This window comes from Clostridium thermobutyricum, from assembly GCF_000371465.1.
GTDB lineage: Bacteria > Bacillota > Clostridia > Clostridiales > Clostridiaceae > Clostridium > Clostridium thermobutyricum.
In genome coordinates this window covers 1,368,095-1,387,603 of the sequence record NZ_KB850956.1, presented here as the reverse complement: position 1 = coordinate 1,387,603, position 19,509 = coordinate 1,368,095, and the positions used below count along the sequence as shown (strand labels likewise).

14 protein-coding genes and 1 riboswitch are annotated in these 19,509 nt (G+C 25.4%); of the genes, 8 read left to right on the top strand and 6 right to left on the bottom strand.

Going from position 1 to position 19,509, the window contains the following annotated elements; genetic code table 11:
• Positions 1–6 precede the first annotated feature (6 nt).
• Positions 7–528, top strand: a complete 522-nt coding sequence (locus tag HMPREF1092_RS06420; protein WP_002597829.1) for a hypothetical protein — start codon at positions 7–9, stop codon at positions 526–528.
• 47 nt (positions 529–575) lie between these two features.
• On the opposite strand, the gene HMPREF1092_RS06415 is transcribed toward HMPREF1092_RS06420, so the two are convergent.
• Positions 576–1,736 (bottom strand): iron-containing alcohol dehydrogenase, encoded by a 1,161-nt coding sequence (locus tag HMPREF1092_RS06415; protein WP_002597828.1) that lies wholly within the window; start codon positions 1,734–1,736, stop codon positions 576–578.
• A 112-nt stretch (positions 1,737–1,848) separates the two neighbouring features.
• Positions 1,849–3,300 carry a cation:proton antiporter gene (locus HMPREF1092_RS06410; RefSeq protein ID WP_002597827.1) on the bottom strand — a complete coding sequence of 484 codons (1,452 nt, stop codon included), beginning with the start codon at positions 3,298–3,300 and terminating at the stop codon, positions 1,849–1,851.
• Between the two features lie 314 nt (positions 3,301–3,614).
• A riboswitch (purine riboswitch) is annotated at positions 3,615–3,714 on the top strand.
• A gap of 57 nt (positions 3,715–3,771) precedes the next feature.
• Between HMPREF1092_RS06410 and add the strand changes: the two genes are divergently transcribed.
• Positions 3,772–4,776, top strand: coding sequence for an adenosine deaminase (add, locus tag HMPREF1092_RS06405; RefSeq protein ID WP_002597826.1), 1,005 nt, complete (start codon positions 3,772–3,774; stop codon positions 4,774–4,776).
• Positions 4,777–4,855: 79 nt separating this feature from the next.
• The gene (locus tag HMPREF1092_RS06400) at positions 4,856–5,197 is read left to right on the top strand and encodes a hypothetical protein (protein WP_002597825.1); all 342 of its coding nucleotides are present in this window, start codon (positions 4,856–4,858) and stop codon (positions 5,195–5,197) included.
• A gap of 43 nt (positions 5,198–5,240) precedes the next feature.
• Here HMPREF1092_RS06400 and HMPREF1092_RS06395 read toward each other — a convergent pair whose 3' ends face one another.
• Both HMPREF1092_RS06395 and HMPREF1092_RS06390 read right to left on the bottom strand, forming a co-directional pair.
• The gene (locus tag HMPREF1092_RS06395) at positions 5,241–5,501 is read right to left on the bottom strand and encodes a hypothetical protein (RefSeq protein WP_002597824.1); all 261 of its coding nucleotides are present in this window, start codon (positions 5,499–5,501) and stop codon (positions 5,241–5,243) included.
• 43 nt (positions 5,502–5,544) lie between these two features.
• On the bottom strand, positions 5,545–6,564 hold the full coding sequence (locus HMPREF1092_RS06390; protein ID WP_002597823.1) for a branched-chain amino acid aminotransferase: 1,020 nt from the start codon (positions 6,562–6,564) through the stop codon (positions 5,545–5,547).
• 534 nt (positions 6,565–7,098) lie between these two features.
• On the opposite strand from HMPREF1092_RS06390, the gene mutS reads away from it, so the two are divergent.
• The 5 genes from mutS to HMPREF1092_RS06365 all read left to right on the top strand — a co-directional run bounded on the left by mutS (position 7,099) and on the right by HMPREF1092_RS06365 (position 14,449).
• On the top strand, positions 7,099–9,780 hold the full coding sequence (gene mutS / locus HMPREF1092_RS06385; RefSeq protein WP_002597822.1) for a DNA mismatch repair protein MutS: 2,682 nt from the start codon (positions 7,099–7,101) through the stop codon (positions 9,778–9,780).
• 68 nt (positions 9,781–9,848) lie between these two features.
• Positions 9,849–11,849, top strand: a complete 2,001-nt coding sequence (mutL, locus tag HMPREF1092_RS06380) for a DNA mismatch repair endonuclease MutL (RefSeq protein ID WP_002597821.1) — start codon at positions 9,849–9,851, stop codon at positions 11,847–11,849.
• 10 nt (positions 11,850–11,859) lie between these two features.
• Positions 11,860–12,783, top strand: coding sequence for a tRNA (adenosine(37)-N6)-dimethylallyltransferase MiaA (gene miaA, locus HMPREF1092_RS06375; protein WP_002597820.1), 924 nt, complete (start codon positions 11,860–11,862; stop codon positions 12,781–12,783).
• An 82-nt stretch (positions 12,784–12,865) separates the two neighbouring features.
• Positions 12,866–13,096 carry an RNA chaperone Hfq gene (gene hfq / locus HMPREF1092_RS06370; RefSeq protein WP_002597819.1) on the top strand — a complete coding sequence of 77 codons (231 nt, stop codon included), beginning with the start codon at positions 12,866–12,868 and terminating at the stop codon, positions 13,094–13,096.
• Positions 13,097–13,159: 63 nt separating this feature from the next.
• Positions 13,160–14,449, top strand: a complete 1,290-nt coding sequence (locus HMPREF1092_RS06365; protein ID WP_002597818.1) for a methionine gamma-lyase family protein — start codon at positions 13,160–13,162, stop codon at positions 14,447–14,449.
• Positions 14,450–15,027: 578 nt separating this feature from the next.
• On the opposite strand, the gene HMPREF1092_RS06355 is transcribed toward HMPREF1092_RS06365, so the two are convergent.
• Both HMPREF1092_RS06355 and HMPREF1092_RS06350 read right to left on the bottom strand, forming a co-directional pair.
• On the bottom strand, positions 15,028–17,184 hold the full coding sequence (locus tag HMPREF1092_RS06355) for a YhgE/Pip domain-containing protein (RefSeq protein WP_002597816.1): 2,157 nt from the start codon (positions 17,182–17,184) through the stop codon (positions 15,028–15,030).
• 16 nt (positions 17,185–17,200) lie between these two features.
• On the bottom strand, positions 17,201–19,375 hold the full coding sequence (locus HMPREF1092_RS06350) for a YhgE/Pip domain-containing protein (RefSeq protein WP_002597815.1): 2,175 nt from the start codon (positions 19,373–19,375) through the stop codon (positions 17,201–17,203).
• Between the last annotated feature and the right edge of the window lie 134 nt (positions 19,376–19,509).

The following is a 19,509-nucleotide window of genomic DNA, read 5'->3' as shown; positions in this document are numbered from 1 at the left end:
TAAAGAATGAATAATTGGAGCTTTGATATAAGTAAATTAGAAAAGTTTTTAGAAAGATATGAAATTGATTTTAAAAAAATATTTTCTTCCTTAAAAAATGAAGATTTAATTAGTTTAATAGATTTATATGATATTAAGAGTCTAAAAATTAAAAATGATAATAAAGAAAATTATTTAAAAGATATTTTATCTAACCAAAAAGGATTATTTCTTTTAGTTGGAGGAGTAGCTGATGAAAATGTTAATTATTTTAGATTTTTAGATGGTATACAATATAGAATAAATAGTGGAGAAGTATATGAGTATTCAGCAGAAAACTTTCATAATTATTCATGTAATGAAGAAAAAGTTTCCTTCGGTAAAATAAATTTATTTATAGAAGTTCCTATAGGCTTAACTTTAGAAGTAAAAGAAAATAAAGTTATACTTAATATTGCAGTTATAGAAGAAAATTATATAAACAAGATAAATGATATAGAAGATTTAAAAGAAATAGTTGAAAAGTATTTAAAAGAAGTTTTATCATAATAGATAAATTAAAAAAGCGTATTTCAAAAATTGAAATACGCTCTTTTTTAATAAGAAAGCTCTAAAATTTTTAATGCAATATCAGGAGTTAAATCTCCAGTTTCAGAAAGTTTAGTTTTTCCATATTCAACTAAGCCTTCAATAACAGATGGAATTGAATCTTTAGAAACATCATAATCTCTTAATTTTGTAGATATTCCTAAACTATTAAAGAACTCTTCAGTTTTAACTATAGCTTTTTCAATTTTTTCGTCATCACTTCCATTAGTTATATCCCAAACTCTTTCAGCAAATTGAACAAGTTTATCTTTCTTTTTATCTTTTCTAATTCTCCATAAACTTGGTTGAACAATTGCTAAGGTTCTTGCATGATCTATTCCAAATTTAGCAGTAAGTTCATGACCTATTATATGACAACTCCAATCACCAGGAACTCCAGCACCAATTAAACCGTTAAGTCCCATAGTAGCACACCATACAAGATTTGCTCTTAATTCATAATTTTCTTTTTCAACTAAAGTCTTTTTACCTATTTCAATTAAAGTTTTAAGTATTCCTTCAGAAGTTCTATCTTGGAATCTTCCTCCATTAGGATAAGTAATATATTGTTCACAAACATGAATGAAAGTATCAACAATTCCATTTGCAATTTGCTTTTCAGGCAAAGTAAATGTTAATGTTGGATCTAAAAATGAGAATTTAGGAAAAGCTAAATCATTATGGAAACTAAGCTTAGAATCTTTGTAACAAATAACTCCACCACGATTCATTTCTGATCCAGTTGCTGGTAAAGTACATACTGTTCCAAGAGGAATAGCTTTAGTAGTTTTTTTATTAGCTTCTGGTTCATTTATAAATAATTCAGATGGATCTCCAGGGTAAAATGCTCCAAGAGAAACGAATTTAGTTCCATCCATAACTGAACCTCCACCTATTGCTAAAAGAAAATCAACTTTTTCTTCTTTTGCAATAGATATAGCTTTCATTAAAGTATCATATTGTGGATTAGCTTCTATCCCTGAAAATTCAATTATTTTACGTGGTTTTAATGCATTAAGTACTTTATCAAGTGTTCCAAAGCGCTTAACACTTCCACCTCCATAAAGAATCATTACTTTTGCAGATTTATCTATTAAATTATCAAGCTCATTTAAACGATCGCGTCCAAAAATAATCTTAGTTGGATTGTAAAAATTAAAATTAAACATAAAAAATGCCTCCTTTATCTTTTGTTTCAATTAATTATATATTATAAAAATAACATATAAAATAGCATTTCGGTAATATAAAGTATTTTTAATAAAATTCATAATTATACTTCTATTCAGGTAAATCTAAATTACATATAGATAACATATTTATTGTTTCCTCAACAGCACTTTTTATGCCAGCTAATATAATAAGATCATTTGCTTGTAAAACAGTATTTGCATAAGGCATTATTTCCTCTTCATCTCTTGTTATTGAGAATATTCTACATCCTTCTGGAAGTCTACAATCTTTAAGAGGCTTTCCAAAATACCATTCACTTCCTAGTATAAATTCTCTTATTATTATTTTATCTTCTTCTTTAACTTGTTTTACAGTATTTGAATCTTCAACAATAAATTTTTCAAATAAAATAGGGAAAATTATACAAGTTATAACTGTAGTTACAACAAAAGCAGAATAATCTGATATATTTATATAATGTAAATTTAAAGCCATTTGAGCTCCTACAATTACTAAACTTAATTGTGCTGTTAAAATCATAGATGAAGCAAGAACATTCCTTGTTCCATATTTTTTCTTTAAAAGAAGACATGGAATAAATTTAACTAAGAAAAATATAATGATGAATACTGGAATTTTTAAAATAGCACTTGGATTATCAATAATTGATTTTAAATCAATATTAACTCCAACCATTATAAAAAATATTGGAATTAAAAATCCATATCCTATAACATCTAATTGGTGAGATATTTCTTCTTTTGCTTTTCCAACAAGAAGTGAAAATACCATTCCAGCTAAGAATGAACCTAAAATTATTTCAGAATCAACTTTTTGAGCTATAGCTACTAGTATAAGTACAAGAACAAATGCCCCTCTAACACTAATATGAAGATTTTTAAAAGCCATTGCTGAAAAATCATTTGTTTTAAAAATAAATTTAGATATAAAATAAATTAATATAGCAGCTGCAAAAATTATTAAGAATGTAAAGCTCTTAAAGGATAAACCATGTAATGAAATTGAAGATATAAAGGTAACTCCTATAAGACTTAGTAATTGAGTTATTATTCCAAATATAAGAAGTGACTGGCCAAAATTACTACTTATTATATTCTTTGATTTTAATATAGGAACAAGAAGCCCTGGTGCTGCTGCCGTAAATAATAAAGCAAAAAATAGCGTTCCACTCTCAATTCCAACTAATTTTAATGAAAAAGAAAGACAAATAGAAGTTATAAGAGATACTACGATCATCTTTATACTTAAAAGTATTTTTGAATTTTTTAAACTTTCTCCTTCACCTCTTTTTAAGTCATCAAAATTTATAGTAAGCCCACTTAAGAACATAAGATATGCTAGACCTAGATTGGATAAAAATAATATCCAAACATCTGGTTTTATAATATTAAAAAAACTTTTTCCTAAAATAATACCTATGAAAATTTCACCTACTTGATAAGGAATTTTTATTCTTTTTAATTTTGAAACAAGAAACGGTGTAAAAAATGCTACAGTAGATAAAATTAATAAAGAATCATAATTTAAAGTTTCTTTCATAAAATTTAACCCCTTTCTCTTTAGTTATAGTCTGATTATGATCTATAAATAAAATATAATCAATTATATTTTATGGAAAGTAAATTATAATTGCAAATTGCTAATAATATTTGACAAAAATAAATATTATATTAATTGGAAGTGAAAAAATAGTTATAGTATTTACTAATAATATAAAGAGAATTTTCATTTGTATATAGCATTATAAATCTTAAAAATATAAAAGTTAAATTTAAAATATAAAAAAATATAATTAAATTTATACTAAAAATATATAAATATATTGAAAAATATTTAATTTATATATATAATCAATAAAAAATAAATTTTTATTTTGTATAATCTCTATAATATGGTTAGAGAGTTTCTACCAAGAGCCGTAAATTCTTGATTACAAAGATAATAGGTGAGTTTGTTCTATTGTCTTTGTAATCAAGAATTTTTTTTATACAAAAATAAGGAGGAATAAATATGGATTTTAAAAAATTACCTAAAGTGGAATTACATTGTCACTTAGATGGAAGTATAAGAGTTAGTACTGCAATTGAATTAATTAAAAAAGAAAATTTAGAAATTGAAAGCTTAGATTATGATTTTATAAAGAAAAAATTAGTAGTTGAAGATGAATGTAATTCATTAGATGAATATTTAGAAAAATTTGATTTACCATTAAAATTAATGCAATCAGAAGAGAATTTAGAAAGAATAGCATATGAATTAATAGAAGATTCATTTAAGGAAAATATTAAATATATAGAGATAAGATTTGCTCCTTTATTACATTTAGAAAAAGGATTAGAAATTGATTCAATAATTGAAAGTGTTTTAAGGGGAATGGAAAAGGGAGAAAAACAATTTGGAGTAAAAAGTGGTTTAATATTATGTATCCTTAGACATATGCCTAAAGATAGAGCTAGGGAAGTTATAGAAATTGGTAAGAGATATATAAAAGATGGAGTAGTTGCAATAGATTTAGCTGGCTCTGAATTAGAAGGATTTGTGAAAGAATACAAAGATATATTTGAAAAAGTAGAACAATATGGGTATAAAGTAACTATACATGCAGGAGAAACTGGGTTTAGCAATAATGTTATAGATGCTATAAATATCTTAGGAGCTAAAAGAATTGGTCATGGAATAGCAATATTAAAAGATAAAGAAGCTTTTAATCTAGTAAAAGATAAAAATATAGTTCTTGAAATGTGTCCTAAAAGCAATGTTCAAACTAAAGCAATAGAGAAATATGAACATCATCCAATAAAAAAATTTTTAAATGAAGAAATAAAAGCAACTTTATGTACAGATAATAATACTGTATCAAATGTATCTTTAAGTGAGGAATGGGAATCAACAAATAAAATACAAGGATTAGATTTAGAGGATTTTAAAAGAATTTATATAAATGGAGTTTATGGAGCGTTTTGTTCTAAAGAAGTAAAAAAAGAACTTTTAAAAGAAGTAGAAAGTTTTAAATAAAAAAATTCCCTTCTTAAATAATAACTATTATTATTTAATAAAATGTGATATAATTGATATATATTAAGGAGGGACATTTATGAAAAATATAAAGTTACAAGAATTAAATATTGAAAATATAAGAGAAATAATATTATTTAATGCAAATGAAATGCAAAAAGAAATAAATGAGGCTCAAAAAATAGATATAATAAATAATTTAAAAGAACTATTAGATATTATAAAAGAAATGCAATATAATAATTGTAGTGTAGAATTATTTGAAGAATTAGTTGATGAAGAGTTAATAATAGATTTACTTATAAAAAATGATAAATTAGATTTAGAAACTGCAAAAGAAATATGTGACAATAGAGAAGAATATTTAAAAGGTACACATACTTGTAGTAAGCTTATAGATGATATTATAGGAAACTTATAAAAAAAACCTACTTTAATAATTAAATTAAAGTAGGTTTTTTTATTTAACTATTTAAAATGACACTTAAATCATCAATTAATGTTTTAAGCTCAATTGCATTTCTAGGAATAAGTAGTCTAGATTTAGTTTTATCTTTATAAATACTATTATTTCCTTTAGTAACTTCTTTCTCATCTATTTTATCAAAATATTTTATAACTTTACCTTTATGAGGTTCATCATTAGAGTGTATTTCAATTTCATGATGAGTAGCATTTTTATCATCTTTATTGTGCACTTTTATAAAATCATGTACATTTTTCATAAGTATCACCTCAATAATATTTTAGTAAATTAAAAAACTATTATTAAACTTTATATATCCATCCTTCTGGAGCTTTTACATCACCGAATTGAATTCCTATTAAAGTATCATATAATTTTTTTGTTATAGGTCCAACTTCAGTTTCACTATAAAATACATGAAGTTTTTCTCCCATTTGTATTCCACCAATTGGAGTTATTACAGCTGCAGTTCCACAAGCACCTGCTTCAGAAAATCTATCTAAATCATTTATAAATACATCTTCCTCAGAAACTTCCATGTTAAAATAATCTTTTGCTATTTCTAAAAGAGAATATTTTGTTATAGATGGTAAAATAGAAGGTGATAAAGGTGTAATAAATTTATTATCTTTAGTTATACCAAAGAAATTTGCGGAACCAACTTCTTCTATTTTAGTATGTGTAGCAGGGTCTAAGAATATTGCATCAGCAAAGCCATTTGCTTTGGCTTTTTTTTGAGCAATTAAACTTCCAGCATAATTACCTCCTACTTTAGCAGCACCAGTTCCGTTAGGAGCAGCTCTATCATAATCAGAAACTAGGAAATTTACTGGCTTCATTCCACCTTTAAAATAAGGTCCAACAGGAATACAAAAAACAGAAAAAATAAATTTACTTGCAGGTTTTAATCCTATGTTATCTCCAACACCTATTAAAAAAGGTCTAAGATAAAGTGTTGCACCAGTTCCATATGGTGGAACAAATTTCTCATTAGCTTTTATAACTTGTACACAAGCATCTATAAATTTTTCAACTGGTATATGAGGCATTAAAAGCCTATCACAACTTTGATTCATTCTTTCAGCATTTTTATTTGGTCTGAAAAGTTGAATTGAACCATCTTTAGTTCTATAAGCCTTTAATCCCTCAAAACATTGTTGTCCATAATGAAGGGCTGGAGCACCTTCTTCTATTGAAAGAGTATTGTCTGTAACAAGTTTACCATTATCCCATTCTCCATTTTCCCAAATTGAGATATAACGATAATCTGTTTTAATATAATTAAAACCTAAATTATTCCAATCAATATTTAAATTATTCATTAAAAAACTCCTCTCTATATGATTGTTATTTTCTATTATAATACAAAAAAAACTTTTATTAAATATAAAGTTATTTTTATGTATAAAAAGTTAAAATTATGTATTATTGTATAATATATAGAAAATTATAAAGGAAAATATTTTATTTCCTTGTCTTTAGACAATTGAAATAAATCTAAGTTAGATTTATTGATTTTCTTTTGAATATTTTATGGAAAATTATAAAGTCTAAATTTATAAATATTTTAATATTCAAGAGATAAAGTTTTATCTAATTAAAAAAATATAAGATGAAATTCTAATTTTTTTAATTAGAAACAAATTTAAACTAATAAAAATAAGACTCTACTATAGAGTCTTATTTTATGTTAAAATTTAATATGATATTTAAATTAAATGAGAATAAGACGGCAAAAAAACGGCAAAAAAATGTGGAAAAAGGTTTAAATATGTGTTTTACCAAAATGTTCTATAATCTTTAAACATAGTAAAATAGACGTTTTCTTATGAAAAGATGAAAGGATGTGTGCTTACATGGGATTAACTCCAATGATGAGGCAATATTTTGAAATAAAAGATAGGTATAAAGATTGTATAGTCTTTTTTAGACTAGGAGATTTTTATGAAATGTTTTTTGATGATGCTAAAACAGCTTCAAGAGAATTAGAATTAGTTTTAACAGGAAGAGATTGTGGTTTAGAAGAAAGAGCACCTATGTGCGGAATACCATTTCATGCTTCAGCTAACTATATTCAAAGATTAGTTTATAAAGGATATAAAGTTGCTATATGTGAGCAAGTAGAAGATGTAAATGCATCAAAAGGAATAGTTAAAAGAGATGTTATAAAGGTTATTACACCTGGAACATATGTAGAGAATAATGGTGTTGAAAATAGAAATACATATTTATCAACTATTTATGAAGAGGATGGCAACATAGCTATAGCAACTACAGATATAAGTACTGGAGAATTTAAAGTAACTTCATTTAAATCATTAAAAACAACTTTATTAGATGAAATTACAAAAATAAATCCAAAAGAAATTGTAATAGATGTAAATCTAAATGAAAAATTAGAAAATGAATTATCCTCAATAACAGGAGCTTTTTTAACAAAAAAAGACTTAAGAGAATTTTTATGTACAAGAGAAGAATTAATAGTTCAATTTAGTGAAGTTGAAGTATCAAATTTAAGTATAGCAGCTGAAAAAGCTACGAGAATATTACTTAAATATGTTTACGAGACTCAAAAGATGAGTTTATTAAATATAAACTATTTAGAACAATATGACATAATAAATTTTATGACTATAGATGGTAATTCAAGAAGAAATTTAGAATTAACTGAAAATATAAGAGAAAAAAGCAAAAAAGGTTCTCTTCTTTGGGTTATGGATAAAACATCAACTTCAATGGGAGCAAGAGTTCTTAGAAAATGGATAGATGAACCTCTTATATCTAGAGAAGAAATATTAAAAAGGTTAACAGGTGTAGAAGAGTTATTTAATGACTTTTCATTTAATGAAGATTTAAGAAGTTTATTAAAAGATATATATGATATAGAAAGAATTGTTGGAAAAGTTGCCAATGGAAATGTAAATGGAAAAGATATGATATCATTAAAAAATTCATTATCAAAATTACCTGCAATAAAAAGTTTGTTATCATCTTCAACATCTAATCTTTTAAAAGAATATTATGAAAATTTAGATGTATTAGAAGATATTAAAACTATACTTGAAAAAAGTATAAAAGAAGATCCTTCTCTTAGCATAAAAGAAGGGGATATTATAAAAGATGGATACTCAAATGAAGTAGATGAACTTAGAGTTGCCAAATCACATGGCAAGGAGTGGATTGCATCTTTAGAAAATTCTGAAAGAGAAATTACAGGAATTAAATCACTAAAAGTAGGTTATAATAAAGTATTTGGATATTATATAGAAATAAGAAAAGCAAATTATTCTTCTATTCCGGAAGGAAGGTATATAAGAAAGCAAACTCTTGCAAATGCTGAAAGATATATTACTAGCGAGTTAAAAGAAATGGAAGATAAAATTTTAGGAGCAGAAGAAAAACTTATAAAATTAGAATATGAAATATTCTTAGAAATAAGAAAGGCTGTCGAAAAAGAAATTCCAAGATTAAAAGCATCAGCTAGAATAGTTGGAGAATTAGATTGTATATCTACATTATCCAAAATAGCAGTTGAAAATGATTATGTAAAGCCAGAGATAAATGAAAGTGGAATAATTGAAATAGAAGAAGGAAGACATCCAGTAGTAGAAAAAGTTATTGGTAGAGGAGAATTTGTATCTAATGATACTTTATTAAATAAAAATGATAATAGACTTCTGCTTATTACAGGTCCTAATATGGCTGGAAAATCAACATATATGAGACAGGTAGCATTAATAACTTTAATGGCACAAATGGGGTCATTTGTACCAGCCAAAAGTGCAAATATATCAGTATGTGATAAAATATTTACTAGAATAGGTGCATCTGATGATTTAGCAGGTGGAAAATCAACTTTTATGGTAGAAATGTGGGAAGTTTCAAATATATTAAAGAATGCTACTCCTAAAAGCTTAGTTTTATTAGATGAGGTAGGACGTGGAACATCAACATATGATGGATTAAGTATTGCCTGGTCTGTTATAGAGCATATTTCTAATACAGAAAGCTTAAAATGTAATACTTTATTTGCTACTCACTATCATGAGCTTACTAAATTAGAAGGTGAAATTGAAGGTGTTAAAAATTACTCTGTAGCAGTAAGTGAAGTTGATGATAATATAATTTTCTTAAGAAAAATAGTAGAAGGTGGAGCAGACCAATCTTATGGAGTTGAGGTTGCAAAACTTGCTGGAATACCGAAATCAGTTATAGATAGGGCTAAAGAAATATTAGCAGATTTAGAAGGTACGGATAAAGGTGTTATACAAGGAATAGAAAAAGGTGAAGTCTCTAAAGTTGTAGAATGTATTGAAGAAATATCTATAGAAAAAGAAGATTCTACAAATGATAAAGAAAAGAATAATAAAAAATCAAATGAGATTTCAGAAGTAAAAGAAATGCAAATGGATTTTACATTTATAGAAAAAGAGGATTTTGTAAATAAGATTTCTAATATTGATATTTTAAATTTAAATCCAATGGAAGCTATGAATAAGCTTTATCAAATAGTAAGTGAAGCAAAATCTTTAAAATAAATTTGAGTATCTACTAAAGTTTTCTTTAGTAGATACTTTTAAATTTAATATTAGGAGGTGAAAATTTTATGAGAATTAATATATTAGATAATGATACAGCAAATAAAATTGCAGCAGGAGAAGTTGTTGAAAAACCATCTTCTGTAGTAAAAGAATTAATCGAAAATAGTATTGATGCAAATGCAAAAAATATTACAATTGAAATAGAAGAAGGTGGTACTTCTCTTATAAGAATAATAGATGATGGAGTAGGTATATATAGTGAGGATATAGAAAAAGCATTTTTGCCTCATGCAACAAGTAAGATAAAAGATGCTAATGATATATTTTCTATAATGACTTTAGGATTTAGGGGAGAGGCACTCCCATCTATAGCAGCTGTTTCAAAAGTAAATTTAAAAACTAGACAAATCTCAAGTGAATTTGGAGAAGAGATATCAATAGAAGGCGGAAAAATAATAAATAAACAAACTTGTGGAATGAATTTTGGAACAATAATAGAAGTAAAAGATTTATTTTTTAATGTTCCTGCTAGAAAAAAGTTTTTAAAGTCTAACACTAGAGAGGGATCTATAATTGGAGATATAATAAATAGGTTAGCTTTAGCTAATCCAGATATAAGTTTTAAATTTTATAATAATGGAAAAAAAGTTGTTCAAACTTTTGGACGTGGAGAAATAAAAGATGTTATAAGAGCTATTTATGGTAAAAATATTAGTGATAATATAATATTTTTTGAAGGCAGTAGAGAAGATATTTCTGTATATGGATATGTTGGAAGAGAAGAAATAGCACGAGGGTCTAGAAATAATCAAAGTATTTTTATAAATGGAAGATATATAAAAAATAAAACTCTTACAGTTGCTGTAGAAAATGCTTTTAAATCTTTTTCAACAGTAAATAAATTTCCTTTTTTTGTTCTTTTTATAGAAGTTTTCCCTGAATTTGTTGATGTTAATATTCACCCAACAAAAGCAGAAGTAAAATTTAGAGATGAAAGATTTTTATTTAAAATAATATTTGATTCAGTTCATAGTGCTTTAAAAAATGATGTTTTTGATTCTTTTAAAATACCTGAAGAAGAATTAGAAGATAAGCCAAAAGAAAAGGAAGAAGTTATAAGTTTTAAATTAGAAGATGATGAAAAAGTAAGTTTTAATTCTTTTGAAAAAAATATAAAATTAAACTCAATCGATGAAAATAATATATTAGATTCAGAAAAAGAAAGAGGACTTTTAAATTCATATTTAAAAAATCAAATCAATAAAGATACAGAAGAACTTGAGAGATTAAAAAAACGTATAATGGAAAATCCAATTGAAAAGAAAGAGATACCTAAAAAAGTAGAGTATTTTAATTATGGATCAAATTTTGAAAATAGTAATTCAGATTATAATGTTATTTTTGAAAAAGAAATAAAAAATGAAGCTTCTAATTTTTCAGAGGTAAATTATATAAATGAGAATAAGCAAGAAGAGAGAATAGCTAAATTTCCTCCTCTTAGAATTATAGGACAATTCAATAAGACATATATTTTAGGTGAATTCAATCAAACTTTATATCTTATAGATCAACATGCTGCACATGAAAAAATATTATTTGAAAAGTATTTAAAAGATATAAAGAACGGAAGTATAATAGTTCAACCTCTTTTAGTTCCAGCATTATTAGAATTAACCACTGATGATTTAGCTTACTATGAGGAAAATAAATACATTTTTGAGGAAGCTGGGTTTTTAGCAGAGCATTTTGGAGGAAACACAATATCATTAAAAGAAGTTCCTTACTTTTTAGGTAAAGTAGATTCTAAATCACTTTTCCTAAGTATATTAGATAATATAAAAAATTTAGGAAGTGGAAAGAGAGAAGAGGTAAAATATAATAAAATCGCTACTATGGCATGTAAATCTGCTGTAAAAGGAAATGATAGTTTAAGTGAGATTGAAATGGTAAAATTAATAGAAGAATTAAGATTCATAGATGATCCATTCCATTGTCCACATGGACGGCCAACTATAATTAAATTTACAAATACAGATTTAGATAAAAAATTTAGAAGAATCGTTTAAAGGTGATATTATGAAAGAAAAGATTTTAGTGCTTGGAGGGCCAACAGCTGTTGGAAAAACAGATTTATCAATTAAGTTAGCTAAAAAGCTTAATGGAGAAATTATTTCAGCAGATTCAATGCAAATATATAAAAAAATGGATATAGGTTCTGCTAAAGTAACTGTTGAAGAAATGGATGACGTAGTTCATCATATGATAGATATAGTTGAACCTGAAAAAGAATTTACTGTATCAGATTATAAAAAATTAGGAGATAAGATAATAAAAAATATATTATCAAGAAATAAACTTCCTATAATAGTTGGTGGAACAGGTTTATATATAAATGCTTTAACATGCAATATGGAGTTTACAGAAGGTAGCTCAGATATTGAATATAGAGAAAAATTAAATAATATTGCGAAAGAAAAAGGAAATGAATATGTACATAATCTTTTAAGAGAAGTAGATGAAAAAAGTGCAGAAAATATTCATATGAATAATTTAAAAAGAGTAATACGAGCATTAGAAGTATATCATATTACAGGTAAACCATTTAGCTCTTTTGACTTAGGTGAAAAAATGTATGATTCAGAATATGATATTAATTATTATGTTTTAACTATGGATAGAGAAAAATTATATGATAGAATAAATAAAAGAGTAGACATAATGATTGATAAAGGACTTATAGATGAATGTAAATATTTAAGAAGTATTGGATTGACTAATAAAAATCAATCTATGCAAGGAATTGGATATAAAGAAATTTTATTATATTTAGAAGGTAAAATATCATTAGATGAAAGTATAGAAATGATAAAAAAAGGTTCCAGAAATTATGCTAAAAGACAATTAACTTGGTTTAGAAGAGATAAAAGAGTAAAATTCCTAGATAAGGATATACTATCAGAAGAAGATATACTAACTAAAATTATTAATGACATTATGTAATTAGAGTTGTATAATTAAATTAACAAAATACTAGAAAAAGTTTGTTTATTTAACAAATTAATTGGTATATGGAGGTATTTGTATGAACAAAGTGCAAAACAACTTACAAGACATATTTTTAAATGGAGCGAGAAAAAATAGAATACCTGTTGAGGTATACATATCTAATGGTTACAAATTAAAAGGTTTTGTAAAAGGTTTTGATAATTTTACTGTTGTTTTAGATTGTGATGGAAAAGAAATGTTAGTTTATAAACATGCAATTACAACTATTACACCAGGAATACCAATCTTATTTACAAAAAATGATTAAAATCACTGTAAATAGGCATAAAATTTATGCCTATTTATTTTGTCATAAATAAAGGAGGCAATTATGCTACAACAAACAGAAAAGTTATTAATAGAGAAATATGGAATTGGAGAAAAGGCTTTTAATTTATATAAACAAGCTTTAAAAGATGTTGAAGAAAGCTTTAAAGAATTAGATTTAATAAGAGAATATAATCAATTTAAAGTTTTAGCAGCATTCCAAGCTGAGAGAATTAGTGATTCTCATTTTACTAATACAACTGGATATGGTTATGATGATATGGGAAGAGATTCATTAGATAAAGTTTATGCTAGAATATTTAATACTGAAGCTGCCATTGTAAGACCACATTTTGTAAATGGTACACATGCTATAGGAACAGCGCTTTTTGGAAATTTAAGACCTAATGATACACTTCTTACTATAACAGGATTACCATATGATACTTTACATGGTGTTATAGGATTAAGTAATAAAGATAAAAATATGGGAACTTTAATAGATTATGGAGTAAAATATAGACAAGTTGATCTTATTGATGATAAATTTATAAATCTAAAAGAGGTAGAAAAAGTATTATTAGAGGATAAATCAATAAAAGTTGTTCATATACAAAGAAGTACTGGCTATAGTACTAGATATTCATTAATGATAGAACAAATAGAAGAGGCAATTTCTGTTGTAAAAAAAGTTAGAAATGATGTAGTAGTATTTGTAGATAACTGCTATGGAGAATTTGTAGACATTAAAGAGCCTACAGATTGTGGAGCTGATATTATGGCAGGATCATTAATAAAGAATATTGGAGGAGGAATTTCACCTACTGGAGGATATATAGTAGGTAGAGCTGACTTAGTTGAAAATGCTTCTTATAGATTAACTGTTCCAGGGATTGGTGGAGAATGTGGATCAACATTTGGAGTAATGAGAACTCTTTTCCAAGGGCTATTTTTAGCACCTCACACAACTATAGAAGCAGTTAAAGGAGCTATATTCTGTGCTAGAGTTATGGAACTTGCTGGATATAAAGCTAAACCTTCATCAACTGAAAAAAGAACAGATATTGTTCAAACTATAACTTTTGGAAAAGAAGAACCACTTTGTGAGTTTATAAGAGGAATTCAAGAAGGAGCACCAATTGATTCATATGTAAGTTGTGAAAAAGCTCCTATGCCAGGATATGAAGATGAAGTAATAATGGCAGCAGGATCATTTATTCAAGGTGCAACTATGGAGCTTTCTGCAGATGCTCCAATAAGAGAACCATATATCGCATATATACAAGGTGGATTAACATTTGACCATGCTAAAATAGGAGCTTTAATTGCATTAAATAAAGTTCTAAACAGCTAATATTATAAGATTTTTTATCTATAAAATATGAATTATTGCTAAAAAAGCTCTCATAAAATTAAAAATGAGAGCTTTTTTATATTAAGAAAAAAATTATATTAGAAATTATAGTATATTATTAAATAATATAATTTTTAAGATAAAGTTTAATATTTTTAATTAAATAATTATGCAAATTATTAAGTGAATTAAGTTCGTTAGAAGTTTCTATATTTGATGCTATTTTTTCGCACTTTTCTAATATGTCTAAGTAAATATTAAAATTTATATTATCTAGTTTTTTTTGTATATCTAATTTAAATTTATAATCCTCTTCTTCTAATTGTAATGATATAGTTTTTATTATATATATGAATTCTTCTAAAGTAAAAATAGTTAATCCCTCCAATAATAAATTTATTATTTAAATAATAGAATGGTTTATTTAATTATTATAACATTATAGATAGCATAACATTAAATATTATATATTAATAATGCTAATATATAGTGTTAAAAATAATATTAAAGTTTATTTATAAAAATAATTTGTTTATATAGAAAAAGACTTTTTCAAATTGAAAAAGTCTTTTTTGCTCTTATAAACCAGATTCTTTAAATAATCTTTCAGTATGCATACTTATCTTGTGGATAAACATTATAGTTAATCCAAGAAGTAAAAATATTACTAAGAATATTGATAGTATTAGAATATCTTTATGAACCATAGTCCAATCTGGTCCACCAATTGCTTGCCTAAAACCATCTATTGCGTAAGTGAAAGGCCATATAAACTGTAATTTTTGGAAAAATACAGGGTTAACTTGAATAGGATATATTGCTCCTGATCCAGCTACTTGTATAACCATGATAACTAAAGCTGTAGCTTTACCTATATTACCTGTTAAAGATACAAGGGTAAAGATTATTGCTGTAAACACTACTGCTGAAAATAGTGCAAAGAACATGAGTAATCCAAAATCAAATGGTTTAATTCCTATCACTAAAACATCTCCAATAGTAACAATTGCTGCTTGAACTAAATTGATAGTAAGGAAAAGTAGCATTTTTCCAAAATGAATTTGAAGTAATCTTCTTTTAGTTCCATCTTCTTCTTCTTCATCATTAGTAGTTAATAATGATGTACATAATAGAGCTCCAACCCAAATAGATAATACTGTATAGAAAGGAGCTAAACCTACTCCGAATATTGACATTCCGTATAATTCTTCAACATGAATGTTTACAGGTGCAGATAAGAAGGAAGCAATATTATTTGGATTTTTTTCTAAAAGATTTATTATCTTATCTAAATCATTACCATTAAGGCTTGATGTTTTATCTTTTAGTGATTCTAAAGTAGTTTTTAAATTATTTAATTTACTACTTAACTCTTGTGTTTTACCTACTGTAAGATTTCCAGCTGAGATTCCTATATTTTCTATAGACTTTAATTCTGGAATCATAGATTCTGTTGCATTTAATATGCTTGTTACATTAGATAAGCTACTATTTAAATTATTTGATATTCCATCTATAGAATTCATACCAATACTATTAAAGTTATTATCAAAACTGTTTATTTGATTAGTAATATCATTAGATGTATTTTTTACGCTATCTAATTGAGAATTTATTTTTTCAGCCGTATCATTATTGATTATTGCTGTTTTTAAATTATTTAAAACAGTATTTTCATTCTTAATGATTATAAGTAATTTATTTAAGTATTGAGATAAGTTATTTAAATTTCCTGTTGGATCTAAATTACTTAAATTATCTAATAAATTTTTACTATTATAAACTAAGGTATATAGCTTATTATTATCATTAATAGTATTATTAATGATATCTAAAGCTGGTTTTTTATTACTTGAGATATTATTTAAATTTTTTAAACTGTTTATATAGTTGTTTAAGTCATTATTTATAGAATTTATATTGTTTATATTTACACTTAAGTCATTTTTAGTACTATTTATATTATTTCTAGTTCCTGATATTAAATTAGAACTAGAGTTAACAATACTTTTTAGTGAGTTAATTCCATTAGTAATTGATGAAATATTATTATTTAAATTTTGTAGATAATTAGTTAATCCTTCTACATTACCATTAGTATTATTTATATTATTTTCTATATCAGATATATTTTTAGTTGTTGTATTTAAAACATCTTTTAATCCTAAAATCATAGGTTTATTTTCATTTAAATTTTTACCTAATTCATTAGCTTGATTCATAAGAGATAAATTTACACTTTTTATAAAAGTTTCTTTTATCCTTTGTTGAAGTTGATCCGCAGCTAAATCAGTAATTTTAGTTGCTATTGCATTAGTTTTTTCATTTACTTTATAAATTATATCTGGTTTTATTGGTGAACCACTAGATATAGTTTTTAAATCTTCTGAAAAATCTTTAGGAATTGTTATTACTGCATAATATTCTCCAGTTTTTAATCCTGTATCAGCAACTTTTTGCCCAACAAAAGTCCATTTCATATCTGTATTATTTTGAAGTTGATCAACTATTTTATCTCCGAAATTTACAATTGAGCCATTAATTATTGCACCATTATCGTCATTAACTACAGCTACAGGAACATTTCCTGTATCTACATATGGATTCCAATTGGCTTTTAAAGTTATCCAGGTATAGCAAGAAGGAATCAAGCTTAATCCTAAAATTATAACTATAGCAGCTGGGTTTATTACTATGTTTTTTAAATATTTTAAATACAATTTTAAAATCTTCATTTTAGTTCCTCCTACATTATTCTTCTGCTAAACCAGATTGATGGAATTTTCCTTCAAATTTATTAAATAATCCTAAAGAAGGTTTCTTAAAGAAATATCCTATTAATATAAAAATTATTGAAAAAACAAATAATGTAACAATATCTTTAGTTGCATTAGGCCAATAAGGTCCTGCTATTGCTTCTCTCATTACGTCTACGCCATATGGGAATGGTAAATAAGGTTCTACTATTCTAAAAAACATTGGCATAGCTTGAATAGGATAAGTTCCACCAGTACCAGAAAGTTGAACTACCATAAGTACTATACATATTGCTTTACCAATTGTTCTAAACATAGAAACAATTGTGAAAACTATTATTGCAAAAGTTGTTGCAGTAAGCATAGAAGATAGAATAAATAATGGTAAATCAACAACTTGAACTCCTAATAAAAATTTTGCACCTATAGTTATAATTAATGATTGAATATTAGCTATAGTAATGAAAGTTAACATTTTACCAAAATGTTTTTCTCTTATGCTTATATTTTCAATGCCTTCAAAATATGGTGGTTCTGTTTTAAGAAGTGAACTTAAAAGTAGAACTCCAACCCAAAAAGCAAGAACACTATAAACAGGAGTCATTCCAGATCCATAATTAGCAACAGGATAAATTGACTCATGTTTAAAATTAAAAGGTGCTGAAACATAATCTCCCATAACAATTGGATTTCCTTGTAATAGTGCAATAATTGTATTTATATCTTTATTATTTACACTAGATAATTTAGAAGCAAGTTCATGAATTATATTTCTATATTCATTTAAATAATTAGTTAAATTGTTGCTTGTAGTTTTAGCTAAACTACTACCAGTACTAGAAGAAGTAATTATTGATTCTATTTTAGAATTTAATGTTTGAGTCTCAGTTATTAAGTTTTCTGCTGAACTAGTAGTTTTTACTAAGTTGTTAGATATTGAATTAAGCTCACCTTTAACTGTATTACTATAAAATGAATTTACATTATTAATAGCATTTGAAGTAGATGAAGCAGCATCTATAAGGGAATTTAAAGTTGTATCACTTAATTGTTTTCCAGAAGAAGTGCTTTCATTAATTGCAGCTATTATTTGATCTTTTTCATTATTTATACTTGCTAAAGTTGATTTTGTTTTTTGTGTTAAATTTTTTATATTAGGATTATTGATATTTGGTTCTATACTATTTAAAAAACTTAGTATTGTATTTAAATTAGAACTTATTAAATTCAATTTACTTTTAACTTGATTTAGTGTACCTGTTACAGTTGCATTTGAATTGTTAGAAGTATTTTTAATATTTTTTAATAATCCTAGTATATTATTCATAAATGACTCGGAGTCATTTAAGTTTAAAGTGATATTATTTAATGAAGTATTCAATAAGCTTTGAGTATTGCCAACTATATTTCCAATGTTGGTAGTACTATTTTGAATTTGACTTAATCCATTATTAATATTAGGGAAAGTTTCTTTAATAGCTGATAAATATCCGCTTAAATCACCAGAACCTTGACTAACATTATTTAATGAATTAAGAACATTGCTCATATTATCATTTAAATTTATAATCGCCTCTTTTAACTGAAGTATTTGCTCTTTATTTTCTTTAGCTTTATTCCCATATGTATTTAATTTAGTGAAAATCTGATTGCTTATTGCAGACATAACACTACTTCTTATTTGGGCTAATAAATTTTGTTGTGCAACTTCAGTTATTTTATTTGCTACGGGACCAAGCTTAGTATTAACCCTATATATAAGCTCTGGTTTTACAGGACTATTTGAAGTTATAGTCTTTAAGTTTTCTGAAAAATTCTCTGGAATTATTAATTCAGAATAATATTCTCCAGATGCTAATCCTATATTACCTTCTTGTGAATTTACAAATCTCCACCCAATAGCGGTATTAGTTTTTAATTGTGAAACTATACTATCTCCTATATTTAATTTAGTTCCATCTAAAGTAGTTCCTTTATCATTATTAACAACGGCTATTTGCATTTTAGATGTATTTGAATAAGCATCCCAACAAGCAATTACATTAAGAAATGAATATAAAGAAGGGACTATACATAATCCAGATATAATTAAAATTGATATTGGATTTTTTACTATACCTTTTAAATCTCTAAAATAAACTTTAAGCGTGTTTTTAAAGGAAGTTTTCATTTTTAAATTACACCTCCAAATTAAAAATTTAAAATTAAAAATATCTCAATAATAGTATTGTACTACTAAATTTAGTTATGTATCAGTAGTAAAAGAAAAGGTTAACGTTTTAGTAATTTTTACATATAAAAAAC

Bases quoted from the DNA above. Each gene is read 5' to 3' on its own strand.
- HMPREF1092_RS06420 (WP_002597829.1), top strand. From the start codon at position 7: ATGAATAATTGGAGCTTTGATATAAGTAAATTAGAAAAGTTTTTAGAA.
- HMPREF1092_RS06415 (WP_002597828.1), bottom strand. From the start codon at position 1,736: ATGTTTAATTTTAATTTTTACAATCCAACTAAGATTATTTTTGGACGC.
- HMPREF1092_RS06410 (WP_002597827.1), bottom strand. From the start codon at position 3,300: ATGAAAGAAACTTTAAATTATGATTCTTTATTAATTTTATCTACTGTA.
- add (WP_002597826.1), top strand. From the start codon at position 3,772: ATGGATTTTAAAAAATTACCTAAAGTGGAATTACATTGTCACTTAGAT.
- HMPREF1092_RS06400 (WP_002597825.1), top strand. From the start codon at position 4,856: ATGAAAAATATAAAGTTACAAGAATTAAATATTGAAAATATAAGAGAA.
- HMPREF1092_RS06395 (WP_002597824.1), bottom strand. From the start codon at position 5,501: ATGAAAAATGTACATGATTTTATAAAAGTGCACAATAAAGATGATAAA.
- HMPREF1092_RS06390 (WP_002597823.1), bottom strand. From the start codon at position 6,564: ATGAATAATTTAAATATTGATTGGAATAATTTAGGTTTTAATTATATT.
- mutS (WP_002597822.1), top strand. From the start codon at position 7,099: ATGGGATTAACTCCAATGATGAGGCAATATTTTGAAATAAAAGATAGG.
- mutL (WP_002597821.1), top strand. From the start codon at position 9,849: ATGAGAATTAATATATTAGATAATGATACAGCAAATAAAATTGCAGCA.
- miaA (WP_002597820.1), top strand. From the start codon at position 11,860: ATGAAAGAAAAGATTTTAGTGCTTGGAGGGCCAACAGCTGTTGGAAAA.
- hfq (WP_002597819.1), top strand. From the start codon at position 12,866: ATGAACAAAGTGCAAAACAACTTACAAGACATATTTTTAAATGGAGCG.
- HMPREF1092_RS06365 (WP_002597818.1), top strand. From the start codon at position 13,160: ATGCTACAACAAACAGAAAAGTTATTAATAGAGAAATATGGAATTGGA.
- HMPREF1092_RS06355 (WP_002597816.1), bottom strand. From the start codon at position 17,184: ATGAAGATTTTAAAATTGTATTTAAAATATTTAAAAAACATAGTAATA.
- HMPREF1092_RS06350 (WP_002597815.1), bottom strand. From the start codon at position 19,375: ATGAAAACTTCCTTTAAAAACACGCTTAAAGTTTATTTTAGAGATTTA.